This is a genomic window from Salinibacterium sp. GXW1014, assembly GCF_044769865.1.
In the GTDB taxonomy this organism is placed as follows: Bacteria; Actinomycetota; Actinomycetes; order Actinomycetales; family Microbacteriaceae; genus Homoserinimonas.
The window spans coordinates 1,129,291-1,142,415 of the sequence record NZ_JBIZWA010000001.1 but is presented as its reverse complement, the minus strand read 5'-3'; the positions used below and the strand labels follow the sequence as shown (position 1 = coordinate 1,142,415).

Genomic DNA, 13,125 nt, shown 5'->3' with positions numbered 1-13,125 from the left:
GCGGGCGGCACCCGGCGCCGCCCCACCGTTACGCGAGCACCTCCTCCTGGAGGGTCGGCAAGAACAGGGGCGTGCTCATGCGGTCGGCTCGTTGACGAGGGTTGAGGCGGCCACGCCGATGCCGAGCCCGCGGTCGGGGATGGTGCCGTTGATCTCAAGTTCGCCGATAAGGCGAGCGCGGTAGATGACCGGATTGTGGGAGACGATCGTGCGGGCGTTGCGCCAGTGCCGGTCAAGACCGACCCCCTCGCGCACCGCGGAGGAGCTGAGGGCGTTGAAGAGCTTGGTGGCGGAGGCCGGTACCAGATCGGCGAGGACGACCTGCACGCGGTAGACCTCGTAGTCAAGACGATTCGAGGCATCGACCGCGGCCTCGCGCCCCAGCGTCCGGGTGATGTCAAGCGCTTCCTCGATCGCGGGGGAGAGCCCCAGCACGAGCGACCGCGCAGCGTAGGCGGCCGCCGAGACCTCCCCCACGACGGCCTGGATCTGCGGGTCATCCCGCACGAGGTCGGCATTGCCGTGGCTGTAGACCCTCTTCCGCTCGCGCACGATCGCCACGGTCTCGGAGGTCACGGAACCCGCGATCCCCGCGAGGGTCGCGAGCAGCACGGTCTGGTACACCGCGGTGAGGTAGCTGACCCGGTCGCCGCGCGCCTGCACGGCGTGCGCCTCGACCGCGGCGTCGGAGAAGCGCGAGGTGCCCGTGCCCGTGAGCCGCTGGCCGAACCCGTCCCAGTCGTCGCTCAGCTCAACGCCGGGCTGGTCGAGCTTCACTAGTGCGCTGACCCATTCGCCGTCGGCGTCGCTCGCGGATGCGTCGGTCCAGTCGGCGAAGATGCTGCCGGTCGAGTAGAACTTGTGCCCGTTCAGCAGGTAGTGGTCGCCGTGGGGCAGGAGCGTCGTCTGCTGTTTGCCCAATGCGCCATTGCCCGGCTCCGTCATGGCATTGCCGACGATGTCGCCGCGCCCCAGCCGCCGGAGCCAGAGCTCCCGCTCCTCGCTGTCCGGAGCGGCGAGTTTCTCCTCCACGACAGCGACGTGGCCGCGAAAGATGTGGGCAACATTCGGGTCGGCCTGCGCAAGGTCAATGAGGAGCGAGAGGAACTGCCTGGCGCTTGCCCCGTAGCCACCGAACTCCACCGGCACCCGGAGGGCGCCGAAGCGCACCTCACGGAGGGCGGCGATGGCGTCGAACGGCAACTCGCGCTCCCGGTCGCGCCGCACCGCGCCCTCTGCGATCTGTGCCAAGACGGGGGCGAAGATGCCCTCGAGCTCGGTGTCGCTCGGCGCTTCGGCCAGCGTCTGCTGCCCCGAATGCGCTGCGGGCCTGTGCTGCTCGGTGATGGTCATGCCTGCTCCCTGCCTGTGGTCGAGCTGTGTGTGGTCGAGCTGTGTGTCGTCGAGCTGTGCGTTGCCGGTGCCCGCAGTTGCGGGATCGCGGCGATGAGTTGTGTCGTATAGGGGTGTGTTGGGTTGTCGAACACCTGGCGCACAGGCCCCTGCTCGACGGCCCGGCCGTCTTTCATCACGAGCACGCGGTCGCTGACGTGGCTGACGACGCCGAGGTCGTGCGAGATGAACACGTAGGCGACGCCGGTCTCGCGCTGGAGGTCGGCGAGCAGGTCGAGCACCTGCGCCTGCACCGAGACGTCGAGCGCCGACACGGGTTCGTCACACACCAGCACCCGCGGGCGCGGTGCGAGCGCTCGGGCGATCGCGACTCGCTGTCGCTGGCCACCCGAGAGTTCGAGCGGCCGCCGACGACGCACGGTCGCCGGGAGGCCGACTGAGTCGAGCAATTGCCCGACCGCTGCGGCCCGGCGCGAGCGTTCGACCCCGGCGACACCGAGCGACTCCTCGAGCACCCGCTCGACGGAGTAGCGCGGGTCGAAGGAGCCCAGGGTGTCTTGATAGATGACCTGGATGCTGCGGCGCAGCGCCACCCGTTCGCGGCGGGCCAGCTCGTCCCACGAGCGGCCGTCGATCTCGACCCGGCCGGCGTCGGCCTCGACGAGCCCGAGCAGGATGCGCGAGGTGGTGGTCTTGCCGGATCCGGATTCGCCCACGATGCCGAGAGTCTCACCCACCCGCAACTGAAAGCTCACGTCGTCGACGACCGTGCGAGTAGAGCCGTCACCGGAGGGGTAGCGCTTGGTCACCCCCGCGACATCCGCCACGATCTCACCGGGCGGTGTGCCGGCGCGCTCGGGCCGAGCTTCGGGCACGGAGTCGATGAGCAGGCGGGTGTAGTCGTCGTTGGGGCGGAACAGCACGTCCTCTGCGGGCCCCTGTTCGACGATGCGCCCCTGGTTCATGACGGCGATCGTGTCGGCGAGCCTGCCGACGACCGCGAGGTCGTGGCTGATGACGAGAAGGGCGCGACCCTCCGCCTTGAGGCTCTCGAAGAGCTCCATGATCTGCGCCTGCACCGTGACATCCAGTGCCGTTGTCGGCTCGTCGGCGATGAGGAGCTCAGGGTCACCGGCGAGCGCCGTGGCGATGAGGGCACGCTGCCGCAGGCCGCCCGACAGTTCGTGGGGGAGCTGGGCCGACCGCGCCTCGGGGTCGGGGATGCCCACCCGCTCGAGCAGGTGCAGCACGCGCTCCCTCCGCTGGGCTTTGGTGAGCTCCGGGGCGTGCACGCGGATGGCCTCGTCGACCTCTGCGCCGACCGTGCGAAGGGGGTCGAGTGAGACGAGGGCATCCTGCAGCACGAAACCAATGCGGTTGCCGCGGATGTCACGCCACTGCCTCTGGCTCGCCCGGGAGAGGTCGACGCCGTCGAGTTCGAGCCGCCGCGCCTCCACCGTCGCTTCACCGCCGACGAGGCCGATGAGGGCCCTCGCGGTGACGCTCTTGCCGGAGCCGGATTCCCCGACGATCGCGAGGCACTTGCCCCGCGTGATCGTGAAGGAGGTGTCGTGGACGACGGTCGTGTCGCGACCGAATCGCACCCGCAATCCGTCCACCGTGAGCAGTGGGGCCGCAACCGCCGGGGTCGCCACCTCTCGCGTCTGGAGTGTCTCCTGGAGCAGTGTCATGCGTGTCGTCCTTCCAGTCGTCCCTGCAGCGAACGCCCCAGCACCGTCGTGCTGATGACAAGACCTGTGATGGCGAGCCCCGGGAACACCCCGTACCACCAGGCGAGCTGGAGGAAGTTGCGGGCGCTCGAGAGCATGGAGCCCCATTCGGGCGTGGGTGGTGCGACGCCGAGGCCGATGAAGCTGAGCGCGGCGCCGGCGAGGGTGGCCGTGCCGATGCCGATCGTGGCGATCACCAGCACAGGGCGCACGGCGTTGGGCAGCACGTGGCGCAACAGCACCTGTGCACGGGTGAGCCCCAGCGCGTGGGCCGCCTCCACATAGGTGGAGTCACGCACCGAGAGCGTCTCGGCCCTGATGAGGCGCGCATAGCTCGGGATGGTGGCGAGGCCGATGGCGAAGAGTGCCGGTGCGGGCCCGGTGCCCACGATCGAGATGACCAGCAGCGCCAACAGCATCTCGGGGAACGCAAGGCCGATGTCGACGAAGCGCATGAGCACGACGTTTGACCAGCGATGCCGGAGCGCGGCCGAGAGGCCCACAATTGTTCCGCCCACGAGGGCGATGGCGACGGCCCCGAAACCGAGGAGCAGGGAGTTGGCGGTGCCGAAGATGACCCGGCTGAGCACATCCCGGCCCGCCTCATCGGTGCCGAACGGATGCTGCACGCTCGGTGCCCCGAGGATGTTGGAGGTGTCGGTTGCCGCGGGGTCGTAGGGTGCAAGCACTCCGGGGGCGAATGCCGCCAGGAGGAACACCGCGAGTACCAGGAGGGCGAGCTTCTCAGCGATCCTCACAGTGTCACCGCCTTCAGTCGTCGGTCGAGCAGGGGGTGCACGAGGTCGACCGCCAGGTTGACGATCGTGAACACGGCGGCGCTGAGCAGCACGATGCCGATCACCACGGGGAGGTCTTTGCTGAGCACCGAGGTGAGGAGCAGGCGCCCGATGCCCTGGCGGGCGAAGAGCGTCTCGGTGATGACCGCGCCCCCGAGGAGCGCACCGACCACGAACCCGGACATCGTCAGATAGGGCACGAGGGAGTGCCGTAGCGCATGCCCGACGCGCACGCCGGTCTCACCGAGGCCGCGGGCGCGCGCACTCACGATGAACGGCTGCTCAAGGGCATCTTCGAGCGCACCCCGGAGCACCTGCGTGAGGAGACCCGCGATCGGCAGCCCGAGCGTCACGGCCGGCAGGATGAGCGAGAGCGGGTTCGCGCTGCTGATCGACGGCAACCAGCCGAGCCAGTAGGAGAACACGCTCAGCAGGATGAGCCCGAGCCAGAAGGTGGGAGTCGAGGCGAAGAGCAGCTCAAGTGTCGAGGAGAGGCCCCGCGCTCGCCGTGACCGCCCCGCCGTGAGGAGCGCGACGGTGAACGAGATGACGACGGCCACGAGGAGGGCGGCGCCCGCGAGCAGGAGGGTCGCCCCGACCTGCTCGCCGATCGCCTGGGCGACGGGGGACCCGAGCCGGTACGAGGTACCGAGGTCTCCCGTCAGCAGCCGACCGAGGTAGCCGAGGTACTGGGTGATGAGCGGCTCATTGAGTCCGTTCTCCGCCCGAATCACCTCCAGCACCTCCGGCGTCGGCTGCGTCTCCGGGCCGCCCGCGATGGCGAGGGCGATGTCGCCGGGGATCAGCCGCACGGCGGCGAACGTCACCGTGGCGGCCCCGAGCACGACCACGACTCCCGTGAGCAGCCGCAGCACCACCTGGCGCAGCATCAGCGGTCCAGCCAGACGTCGAACCACACCGGCTGGATGTAGGCGCGGTCGTAGTGCACACCCTTCACGTAGTTCGGGTACGAGGTGTCGACCCGAGCCGCATAGAGGGGGATGCTCGGCACCAGTTCAGTCAGGCGCTCCTGCGCCTCGCGGTAGAGCTCGTTGCGTTCCGTGTCATCCGTCGACCTGCGAGCATCCTCGACGAGTGCATCGAAGGTGGGATCACTGAACTTCGCGGCGTTCTGGCCCAACACCTCGGGCGTCGAGATGTTGGCAGACGACCAGCGCAGCCACAGCATGTCGGCCGTGTTGCTCGACCACAGTCCGCTGTAGATGTCGTAGTCGCCCGCCCAGTGGCGATTCGTGAAGGTGGTCGCGTCGACGAGGTCAATAGCAATCTCGATGCCGACCTTCTTCGCCTCGGCCTGCACGAGCTCGACCGCGCGCTTCTCGCTCGCCCGCTCGCCGACGATGGGAGCGACCGCCCTCAGGCGCTCGCCGTTCTTTATGCGGTAACCGTCGCTGTCACGCTCAGTCCATCCAGCGTCGTCGAGCAGGTCGTTCGCCAGATCGGTGTCGTGCGTGATCTGCTTCGTAAGGTCGGGCGCGAAGTCGGGAGTGCTGTCGGTCAGGAAGTCCGAGACATCCAGCACGCCGAACGAGATCGCCGAGACCACCTCTTCGCGGTCGAAGGATGCGGCGAGCGCCTGCCGCACCCGCGCATCGTCGAAGGGAGCGCGCGAGTTGTTGAGGTGGAGCGAGTACGCCGTGCCCGGTCGCACAAGGTACTGGTACTCGAAGTCGGCACTTGCCTCGATCGCGGCGACATTTTCGGCCGGGGTCGGCACGATGGCATCCACTTCACCCGCGAGAAGGGCGTTGTAGCGCACCTGGTCCTCGGGCACGAGCAGCAGCTTGAGCTTCTCGAGGTAGGCGGCACCCTCATGGCTACCGGGAGGACCCCAGTTGTAGTCGTCGTTGCGCGCGTATTCGATGCTCTGGCCCCTCGTCCACTTCGTGACCTTGAACGGGCCCGAACCGATGGGCGCCTCACACGTCGTCTCGGGAGCCTCCGTAATCTGCACGGGCGAGAGCAGTGCGAAGTAGCTCTGCGCGAGGATGTTGATGAACGCGCTGTACGGCTGCTTGAGGTGCACCTCGAGCGTGTACTCATCGACGACGACGGAGTGGTCGTATGGCTTCAGGTAGGCGCCGGCGAGCTGCGACTTCGTAGCCGGGTCGACCATGTAGTCGAAGTTGGCCTTGACGGCCTCGGCATTGAGCGCTGCTCCATCGTGGAAGGTGACCCCCTCGCGGATGCCGAGCGTGTAGACGGTGCCGTCGTCGTTGACCTCGTAACCGGTGGCGAGCCACGGCTCGAACTCGCCGTCTTCGTTCTGCCAGAAGAGGGAATCGGAGTAGGGCCGCGACGTGATGACGCCCGCCATGGAGTTCACCAGCGGGTCGAGGCAGGCGGGCTCCCACGGACCTACAGCTACGACCAGTTCACCGCCCTCCTTCGGGGTGCCGTCGGAGTCGGTGGTGGCGGCCGTGCCCGCGGCGCACGAGGTCAGTAGCAGGCTGGCGGCGAGTGCGGCGATGGCCAGTTGGGGGCGCAGTGTCATGTCGTTTGTTCCCGTGTCGATCGTCTTGGGTGGGTGCAGAAACCCAACCTAAAGATCGGATGAAGCTCCGGAACGGGTGCGACGAATTGTGACGCGTGAGTGTGACGGCGGGTTACACGCTGAGCCTTCATCTCACAGCCAACACCCCAGGAACTCCCAGAAGAATGGGGGTGTGAGCGATCTCTCCACCCGCCCCTGGCTGTCGTCGTACGCGAAGGGCGTGCCGCACGACGTCGCGGCGCCGACGCAGACCCTCGTCGAGATGCTCGCCGCCACGATCAAGCGGCACGGCCGACGGCCCGCCCTCGACTTCTTCGGCGCGAGCGTGAGCTACCGCGAACTCGGTGAGCAGGTCGAGCGCGTCGCGAACGGCCTGCGCAAGCTCGGCGTGCGCAAGGGCGACCGGGTCGCGCTCGTGCTGCCGAACTGTCCCCAGCACATCGTCGCCTTCTACGCCGTCCTGCGCCTCGGGGCCGTCGTCGTCGAACACAACCCGCTCTACACGCAGCGCGAACTCCGCCACCAGTTCGAGGACCACGGCGCCAGCGTCGCCATCGTGTGGGACAAGGTCGCGGCATCCGTCGTCGACTTCCCCGACGATATGGGCATTGAGCACGTCGTCTCGGTCGACGTGACCCGCGCCATGCCGCGCGGGACCCGCTTCGCGCTGCGGCTGCCCCTTCCCGCCGCCCGCAGGTCGCGCTCCTCGTTGACCGTCGGCAAGCGTGTGCCCGGCACCGTGGCATGGAGCACACTGACAGATGCCCGCCCGCTGCGCCGATCGCATCCGGCACCGTCGCTCGGCGACACCGCCGTGCTGCAGTACACGAGCGGCACCACCGGCACCCCCAAGGGCGCCGTGCTGACCCACGCGAACCTGCGCGTCAACGCCATGCAGGGCGAGGCGTGGGTGCAGGGCCTGAAGCCGGGGCGCGAGGTCGTCTACGGGGTGCTGCCGATGTTCCACGCCTATGGCCTGACACTGTGCCTGACTTTCGCGATGAGCATCGGGGCCCGGCTCGTGCTGTTCCCCAAGTTCGACGAGAAGCTCGTGCTCGACGCCATAAAGCGCACGCCCGCGACCTTCCTGCCCGCCGTGCCGCCCATCTACGCGCGCCTCGCGGATGCGGCGGCGAAGAAGAGGGTGAGCCTGCGCGGCATCCGCTTCGCCATCTCGGGCGCCATGAACCTGCCGGTCGAGACGGTCGAGACGTGGGAGAAGGCGACCGGCGGCCTGCTCATCGAGGGCTACGGCATGACCGAGACCTCGCCCGTTGCGGCCGGCAACCCCATGGGGCCGACGCGGCGGCCGGGTACGGTCGGGGTGCCGTTCCCCTCGACGGAGATCCGGGTGGTCGACCCCTCCGACCCGTCGACGGATGTCGCGGAGGGCGAGCTGCTCGTTCGCGGCCCGCAGGTCTTCCAGGGCTACTGGCGCAAGCCGGACGAGACCCGCGCCGTGCTGCTCCCCGGCGGCTGGCTGCGCACGGGCGACATCGTGAGCGTCTCCGACGACGGCTACATCACGATCGTCGACCGCATGAAGGAACTCATCATCACGGGCGGCTTCAACGTCGCACCCTCCGAGGTGGAGGAGGCGTTGCTCACGCATCCGTCGATCGCCGAAGCCGCCGCTGTCGGCATCCCCTCGAAGAGCGGCGGTGAGGATGTCGCGGCCGCCGTCGTGCTCGCACCAGGTGCATCCCTCGACGTGGCCGGCGTGCGCGAGCACTGCCGACGCCACCTCACCGCCTACAAAGTGCCGCGCATCGTCGTTGCCGTCGACGAGCTGCCGCGGTCGATGATCGGGAAGGTGCTGCGGCGCGAGGTGAAACAGCAGCTGCTCGCAGATCGCTGAGCGGCCCGGGTTTCGATACGACCCTGGCGGGCCTACTCAACCCGCTGGGGCGTGCGGCGAAGAGCAACGTTTTACGGCGACACGCCGCGGTACGGACCGCACACCCGGCGCGTCGGCCGAAAGTGTTGCTGTCCGCCGCAGCATTCGCCGCCGCGTGAGCGAGGCCCCGCCTGCGCCAGCGGCGTGCCGCCCGCGCTACTCCAGCTCGGCGCGGTTCACCTCGAGGGCGTCGCCCTCGCGGTCGAGCGAGACGAGCACCGTGTCGCCGTCCTTGATCGTGCCGGCGAGGATGGCCATGGCGAGGCGGTCGTCGATCTCCTTCTGCATGAGCCGTCGAAGCGGGCGGGCGCCGTAGATGGGGTCGTAGCCGCGCTCGGCGAGCCAGGCACGGGCATCCGGGGTCACGCCCAGTTCGAGGCGGCGGTCGCTCAGGCGACGCACGAGCCGGTCGATGTAGAGCTCGACGATCGCCGACAGGTCTTCGCGCGAGAGCGGCGAGAAGATGACGATGTCGTCGAGCCGGTTGACGAACTCGGGCTTGAAGGTCTGGCGCACCGCGAGCTGCACGGCTTCCTCACGCATCTCGGGCGTCATGGTGGCATCCGTCAGGAAGTGGCTGCCGAGGTTCGACGTGAGGATGAGGATCGTGTTGCGGAAGTCGACCGTGCGACCCTGGCCATCCGTGAGGCGACCGTCGTCGAGTACCTGCAGCAGCACATCGAAGACCTCCGGATGCGCCTTCTCGACCTCATCGAGCAGGATCACCGAGTACGGGCGCCGACGCACGGCCTCCGTCAGCTGGCCGCCCTGCTCGTAGCCGATGTAGCCGGGAGGGGCGCCGACGAGGCGGGAGACGGAGAACTTCTCCCCGTACTCGCTCATGTCGATGCGCACCATGGCCTTCTCGTCGTCGAAGAGGAACTCGGCGAGGGCCCGCGCGAGCTCCGTCTTGCCGACACCCGTCGGGCCGAGGAACAGGAACGAGCCCGTCGGCCGCCCCTCGTCGGCGATGCCGGCGCGGGAACGACGCACGGCATCCGACACCGCGCCGACCGCCTTCTTCTGGCCCACAAGGCGCTTGCCGAGTTCGGCCTCGAGGTGGATGAGCTTCTCGCTCTCGCCCTGCAAAAGGCGCCCGACGGGGATGCCAGTCCAGGCGGCGACGACGGCCGCGATGTCACTGTCGGTGACCTGGTCGTTGACCATGCGGTCATCCCTGACCTCCGCGTGTTCTGCGTCGGCGATGCTCTGCTCGATGCGCGGGATGACCTCGTAGTTGAGCTTTGACGCCGCCTGGTAGTCGCCCTCGCGCATGGCGAGGTCGAGCTTGATGCGGGCGTCGCTCAGCTGGTTCTTGAGTTCACCGACATCCTGCAGCGCCGACTTCTCGTTGCGCCACCGCTCTTCGAGGGCGAGGAGCGTCTGCTGCTTCTCGGCCATGTCTTCACGGAGCTTCTCGAGACGGGCCTTGGATGCCGCATCCTTCTCCTTCTTGAGGGCGAGCTCCTCGATGCGCATGCGGTCGACCGCGCGCTTGAGCTCATCGATCTCGACGGGCGAGGAGTCGATCTCCATCTTGAGGCGGCTCGCGGCTTCATCGATCAGGTCGATCGCCTTGTCGGGAAGCTGGCGGCCCGTGATGTAGCGGTTGCTGAGGGCGGCCGCCGCGACGAGGGCATTGTCGGCGATCGCGACGCGGTGGTGTGCCTCGTAGCGGTCCTTGAGCCCGCGGAGGATCGCGACGGTGTCTTCGACCGATGGCTCGCCGACGTAGACCTGCTGGAAGCGGCGCTCAAGCGCGGCATCCTTCTCGATGTATTCACGGTACTCGTTGAGTGTCGTCGCACCGATGAGGCGCAGCTCGCCGCGCGCGAGCATGGGCTTGAGCATGTTGGAGGCCGCGACCGATCCCTCGCCGCCGCCAGCACCCATGAGGGTGTGGAGTTCGTCGATGAACGTGATGACCTGCCCGTCGGAGTCGTTGATCTCCTTGAGCACGGCCTTGAGTCGCTCCTCGAATTCGCCACGGTACTTCGCGCCGGCGACAAGGGCGGCGAGGTCAATCGAGACGAGTCGCTTGTCCTTGAGCGAGTCGGCGACGTCACCCGCGACGATGCGCTGGGCGAGACCCTCGACGACGGCGGTCTTGCCGACGCCGGGCTCGCCAATGATGACGGGGTTGTTCTTGGTGCGCCGCGTGAGCACCTGGCTGATGCGGCGAATCTCCGCGTCGCGCCCGATGACGGGGTCGAGCTTGCCGGTGCGGGCGATCTCGGTGAGGTCGACACCGTACTGCTCGAGGGCGGACTCTTGCTCCTGGTCGCTGGCCGGAGCGCCCTGCATGTTGGCCATTTCTCTCCCAATTGAGTCGACTTGACTCAACTTTAGTGGAAGAGCACCCCGCAGCCAAGAGCACCCAGGCCGAGTTCGCTGACAGCTACATCCGGCGCTCCCCCGTATCAACCAGGATGTCGTCGCCATCGACCGTGAAGGTGGTGTCGAGCCCGGCATCCGCCGTGATGGTGCGCACGTAGTCGAGCACCTCGGAGAATCGCGGATCGCTCGAGGGCAGGATCTCGGGAACAGCCATCCGGTCGATCATCACGGGACGGAATCGCAGGCCAGAGACGCCGGATGCATCGATCTCGCAACTGACGACCATCGACTTGCGGGAGTCGGGCGGAAAGTTGAACATGCCACCGATGTCGGGCTCCCAGCCCGGATGCAGGCTCATCAGGTGGCGGAAGCTGGGCCGGTTCGCGTGCTCCTCATCCATCGGCAGCTCAATCGCGAAGTTTCCGAGGCTGTGGAAGATGGCCTTGCCACGGTAGACCTCGATTCCCTTCAGGATGTGCGCGTGGTGGCCGATCACAAGGTCTGCGCCGGCGTCGATCGCGGCATGGCCGAGGGTTCGTTGGTAGTCGGCGAGCTGGGCATGGGTGAAGTGGATTCCCCAGTGCGCGGAGACGATGACGGCGTCGGCGAGCTCGCGGGCGCGGGCGATGTCGTCGACCATGCCTTGCTCGTCATCGGGATGCGGGAAGGTGAACATGCGCTGCGGAGTGCCCGGCTGGTCCGGTTCGGCGGGCTCGTGCACCGTGAACGCGCGCAGCGGCGCGACCCCAGCCCTGTTCGGGGTCGCCCAATAGTCCGCGGGCAGGATGCTGCAGTACGCCAGTATCGCGACTCGAATGCCGTCGACCTCGACCACTCGGATCTCGCGGGCCTCGCCCAGGGTGCGCCCGACTCCAAGGGGAACCAGTCCAGCTCCCTCCAGCGCCTCGATCGTGTCGAAGAAGCCCTCGTAACCCCAGTCCAGGGAGTGGTTGCTGGCCCACCCCGCGTGCGTGAACCCGGCACGTCGGAACGCGTGCGCGGCCTCGGGCGATGTCCGTGACGTGTGCTTGGTCTGCGGCACCCGTTGCCCTCGATCAGTGAGCGTCATCTCCAACTGCATGAAGGCCACGTCGGCCTCACGTATGTACCCTGCCACCTTCTCGAAGAGCGTGTCGACATCCCTACGCTCAGGACCGACGTCGCCAACTGCTGTGAAACGAATCATGTATGCCCCTCAGGTCCGCGCCGCACCGGTGCGACACATAGATAACATATCTCGTCACACTTGAGGTGCAAGATGTTACGGTTACGCCATGGACACGACAGCAGCCTCGATGCAATCGGACCAGCGGCGCACTGCGCACGACTTTGACCCAGTGCGGCCGGGTGAGACCTTCACGAGTGCGCACGAGGAGTTCCACCAGTTGCGGCCGAAGCATCCGGTCGCCCGCAGCCAGGAGTATGACGGGTTCTGGGCTGCCCTGAGCTATGACGCCGTGTTGAAGGTGATCACCGATATTGAGCACTTCACGACCTCGAAGCAGAACGCGGTGCCCAAGTTCGCCTTCACCGGGGTGCGCCCGCCGCTGCACCTGGACCCGCCGGAGCACACCGAGTACCGACGCATCATCAACAAGTCGTTCACGCCGCCGAAGATGCGTGCCCTGGAGCCGCGGGTGCGGGCCTCGGCGGTCTCCCTGCTGGACCCGCTGATCGATGCCGGCTGGGCGGATGTGTGCTCCCAGTACGCCCACAAGTTCCCGGCCTACGTGTTCGCCGACTTCTTCAACCTCGACGTGGAGACCTCCCAGACCATCAAGTCGGTCACCGGCACCTACGTCGACGCCATCCAGGTGCTCAACCACGACGTCGTCAAGAGCCTCAGCGGCCGCCTCTACGAGATCGCCCAGGGCATCATCGACGACCGCAAGGCCGGTGGATACGACCCCGAGCACGACCTCACCGCCGCGCTTCTGGCAGCCCGCCCCCACGGCGAACCCCTACCAGACGCCATGATCCTCGGCACCGTGCGCCAGCTCATCGTCACCGGCATGGTCGCCCCCAGCGTGTTCATCGGCAACATGTTCGTCCACCTCGCCGCCGACCCCGACCTGCAAGAGACCCTCCGGGCAGAACCCACCCTGATCCCCGCCGCCGTGGAGGAGTTCCTGCGCCTCTACTCCCCCTACCGCGGCATGGCCCGCACCGCCCGCGAAGACGTCGTGCTCGAGGGGCAGCTGATCCGCAAGGACGACCCCATCGCCCTGGTCTACACCTCGGCCAACCGCGACGAGACCGTCTTCCCCGACGGGGAGAAATTCGTGCTGAACCGCCCCAACATCGCCAAACACATCTCCTTCGGCCGCGGCACCCACAGCTGCCCCGGCGCCCCCCTCGCCCGCATGATGATGATCATCACCCTGGAAGAAGCGCTCGCCCGCAGCAGCAGCTTCACCGCCGCCGGCGACCCCGAAATGGCCATCTGGGCCGAATGGGGAACCCGCTCCGTGCCCCTCGACTTCGTACGCGCCTAGG

The 13,125-nt window shown here is 67.7% G+C and carries 9 protein-coding genes; 2 read left to right on the top strand and 7 right to left on the bottom strand.

Annotated elements, in window-relative coordinates:
- Positions 1-75: 75 nt before the first annotated feature.
- The 5 genes from ACIQK7_RS05750 to ACIQK7_RS05730 are packed head-to-tail and all read right to left on the bottom strand — an operon-like array spanning position 76 to position 6,395.
- Entirely contained in the window at positions 76-1,353 is a 1,278-nt protein-coding gene (locus ACIQK7_RS05750; protein ID WP_403022133.1) for an acyl-CoA dehydrogenase family protein, read from the bottom strand.
- On the bottom strand, positions 1,350-3,044 hold the full coding sequence (locus ACIQK7_RS05745) for a dipeptide ABC transporter ATP-binding protein (RefSeq protein ID WP_403022131.1): 1,695 nt from the start codon (positions 3,042-3,044) through the stop codon (positions 1,350-1,352). Before ACIQK7_RS05745 ends, ACIQK7_RS05750 begins: the two co-directional genes overlap by 4 nt.
- Positions 3,041-3,841, bottom strand: a complete 801-nt coding sequence (locus ACIQK7_RS05740) for an ABC transporter permease (RefSeq protein WP_403022129.1) — start codon at positions 3,839-3,841, stop codon at positions 3,041-3,043. Before ACIQK7_RS05740 ends, ACIQK7_RS05745 begins: the two co-directional genes overlap by 4 nt.
- Positions 3,838-4,770, bottom strand: coding sequence for an ABC transporter permease (locus ACIQK7_RS05735; protein ID WP_403022127.1), 933 nt, complete (start codon positions 4,768-4,770; stop codon positions 3,838-3,840). Before ACIQK7_RS05735 ends, ACIQK7_RS05740 begins: the two co-directional genes overlap by 4 nt.
- The gene (locus ACIQK7_RS05730) at positions 4,770-6,395 is read right to left on the bottom strand and encodes an ABC transporter substrate-binding protein (RefSeq protein WP_403022125.1); all 1,626 of its coding nucleotides are present in this window, start codon (positions 6,393-6,395) and stop codon (positions 4,770-4,772) included. Before ACIQK7_RS05730 ends, ACIQK7_RS05735 begins: the two co-directional genes overlap by 1 nt.
- A 172-nt stretch (positions 6,396-6,567) precedes the next feature.
- Here ACIQK7_RS05730 and ACIQK7_RS05725 point away from each other — a divergent pair, with 172 nt between their 5' ends.
- On the top strand, positions 6,568-8,253 hold the full coding sequence (locus ACIQK7_RS05725) for a long-chain-fatty-acid--CoA ligase (RefSeq protein WP_403022124.1): 1,686 nt from the start codon (positions 6,568-6,570) through the stop codon (positions 8,251-8,253).
- Between the two features lie 195 nt (positions 8,254-8,448).
- On the opposite strand, the gene ACIQK7_RS05720 is transcribed toward ACIQK7_RS05725, so the two are convergent.
- Both ACIQK7_RS05720 and ACIQK7_RS05715 read right to left on the bottom strand, forming a co-directional pair.
- The gene (locus tag ACIQK7_RS05720; RefSeq protein ID WP_403022122.1) at positions 8,449-10,605 is read right to left on the bottom strand and encodes an ATP-dependent Clp protease ATP-binding subunit; all 2,157 of its coding nucleotides are present in this window, start codon (positions 10,603-10,605) and stop codon (positions 8,449-8,451) included.
- Positions 10,606-10,690: 85 nt separating this feature from the next.
- Positions 10,691-11,815, bottom strand: coding sequence for a CapA family protein (locus tag ACIQK7_RS05715; protein ID WP_403022120.1), 1,125 nt, complete (start codon positions 11,813-11,815; stop codon positions 10,691-10,693).
- An 88-nt stretch (positions 11,816-11,903) separates the two neighbouring features.
- On the opposite strand from ACIQK7_RS05715, the gene ACIQK7_RS05710 reads away from it, so the two are divergent.
- On the top strand, positions 11,904-13,124 hold the full coding sequence (locus ACIQK7_RS05710) for a cytochrome P450 (protein WP_403022118.1): 1,221 nt from the start codon (positions 11,904-11,906) through the stop codon (positions 13,122-13,124).
- Position 13,125 lies beyond the last annotated feature (1 nt).

Bases quoted from the DNA above. Each gene is read 5' to 3' on its own strand.
- ACIQK7_RS05750 (WP_403022133.1), bottom strand. From the start codon at position 1,353: ATGACCATCACCGAGCAGCACAGGCCCGCAGCGCATTCGGGGCAGCAG.
- ACIQK7_RS05745 (WP_403022131.1), bottom strand. From the start codon at position 3,044: ATGACACTGCTCCAGGAGACACTCCAGACGCGAGAGGTGGCGACCCCG.
- ACIQK7_RS05735 (WP_403022127.1), bottom strand. From the start codon at position 4,770: ATGCTGCGCCAGGTGGTGCTGCGGCTGCTCACGGGAGTCGTGGTCGTG.
- ACIQK7_RS05730 (WP_403022125.1), bottom strand. From the start codon at position 6,395: ATGACACTGCGCCCCCAACTGGCCATCGCCGCACTCGCCGCCAGCCTG.
- ACIQK7_RS05720 (WP_403022122.1), bottom strand. From the start codon at position 10,605: ATGGCCAACATGCAGGGCGCTCCGGCCAGCGACCAGGAGCAAGAGTCC.
- ACIQK7_RS05715 (WP_403022120.1), bottom strand. From the start codon at position 11,815: ATGATTCGTTTCACAGCAGTTGGCGACGTCGGTCCTGAGCGTAGGGAT.
- ACIQK7_RS05710 (WP_403022118.1), top strand. From the start codon at position 11,904: ATGGACACGACAGCAGCCTCGATGCAATCGGACCAGCGGCGCACTGCG.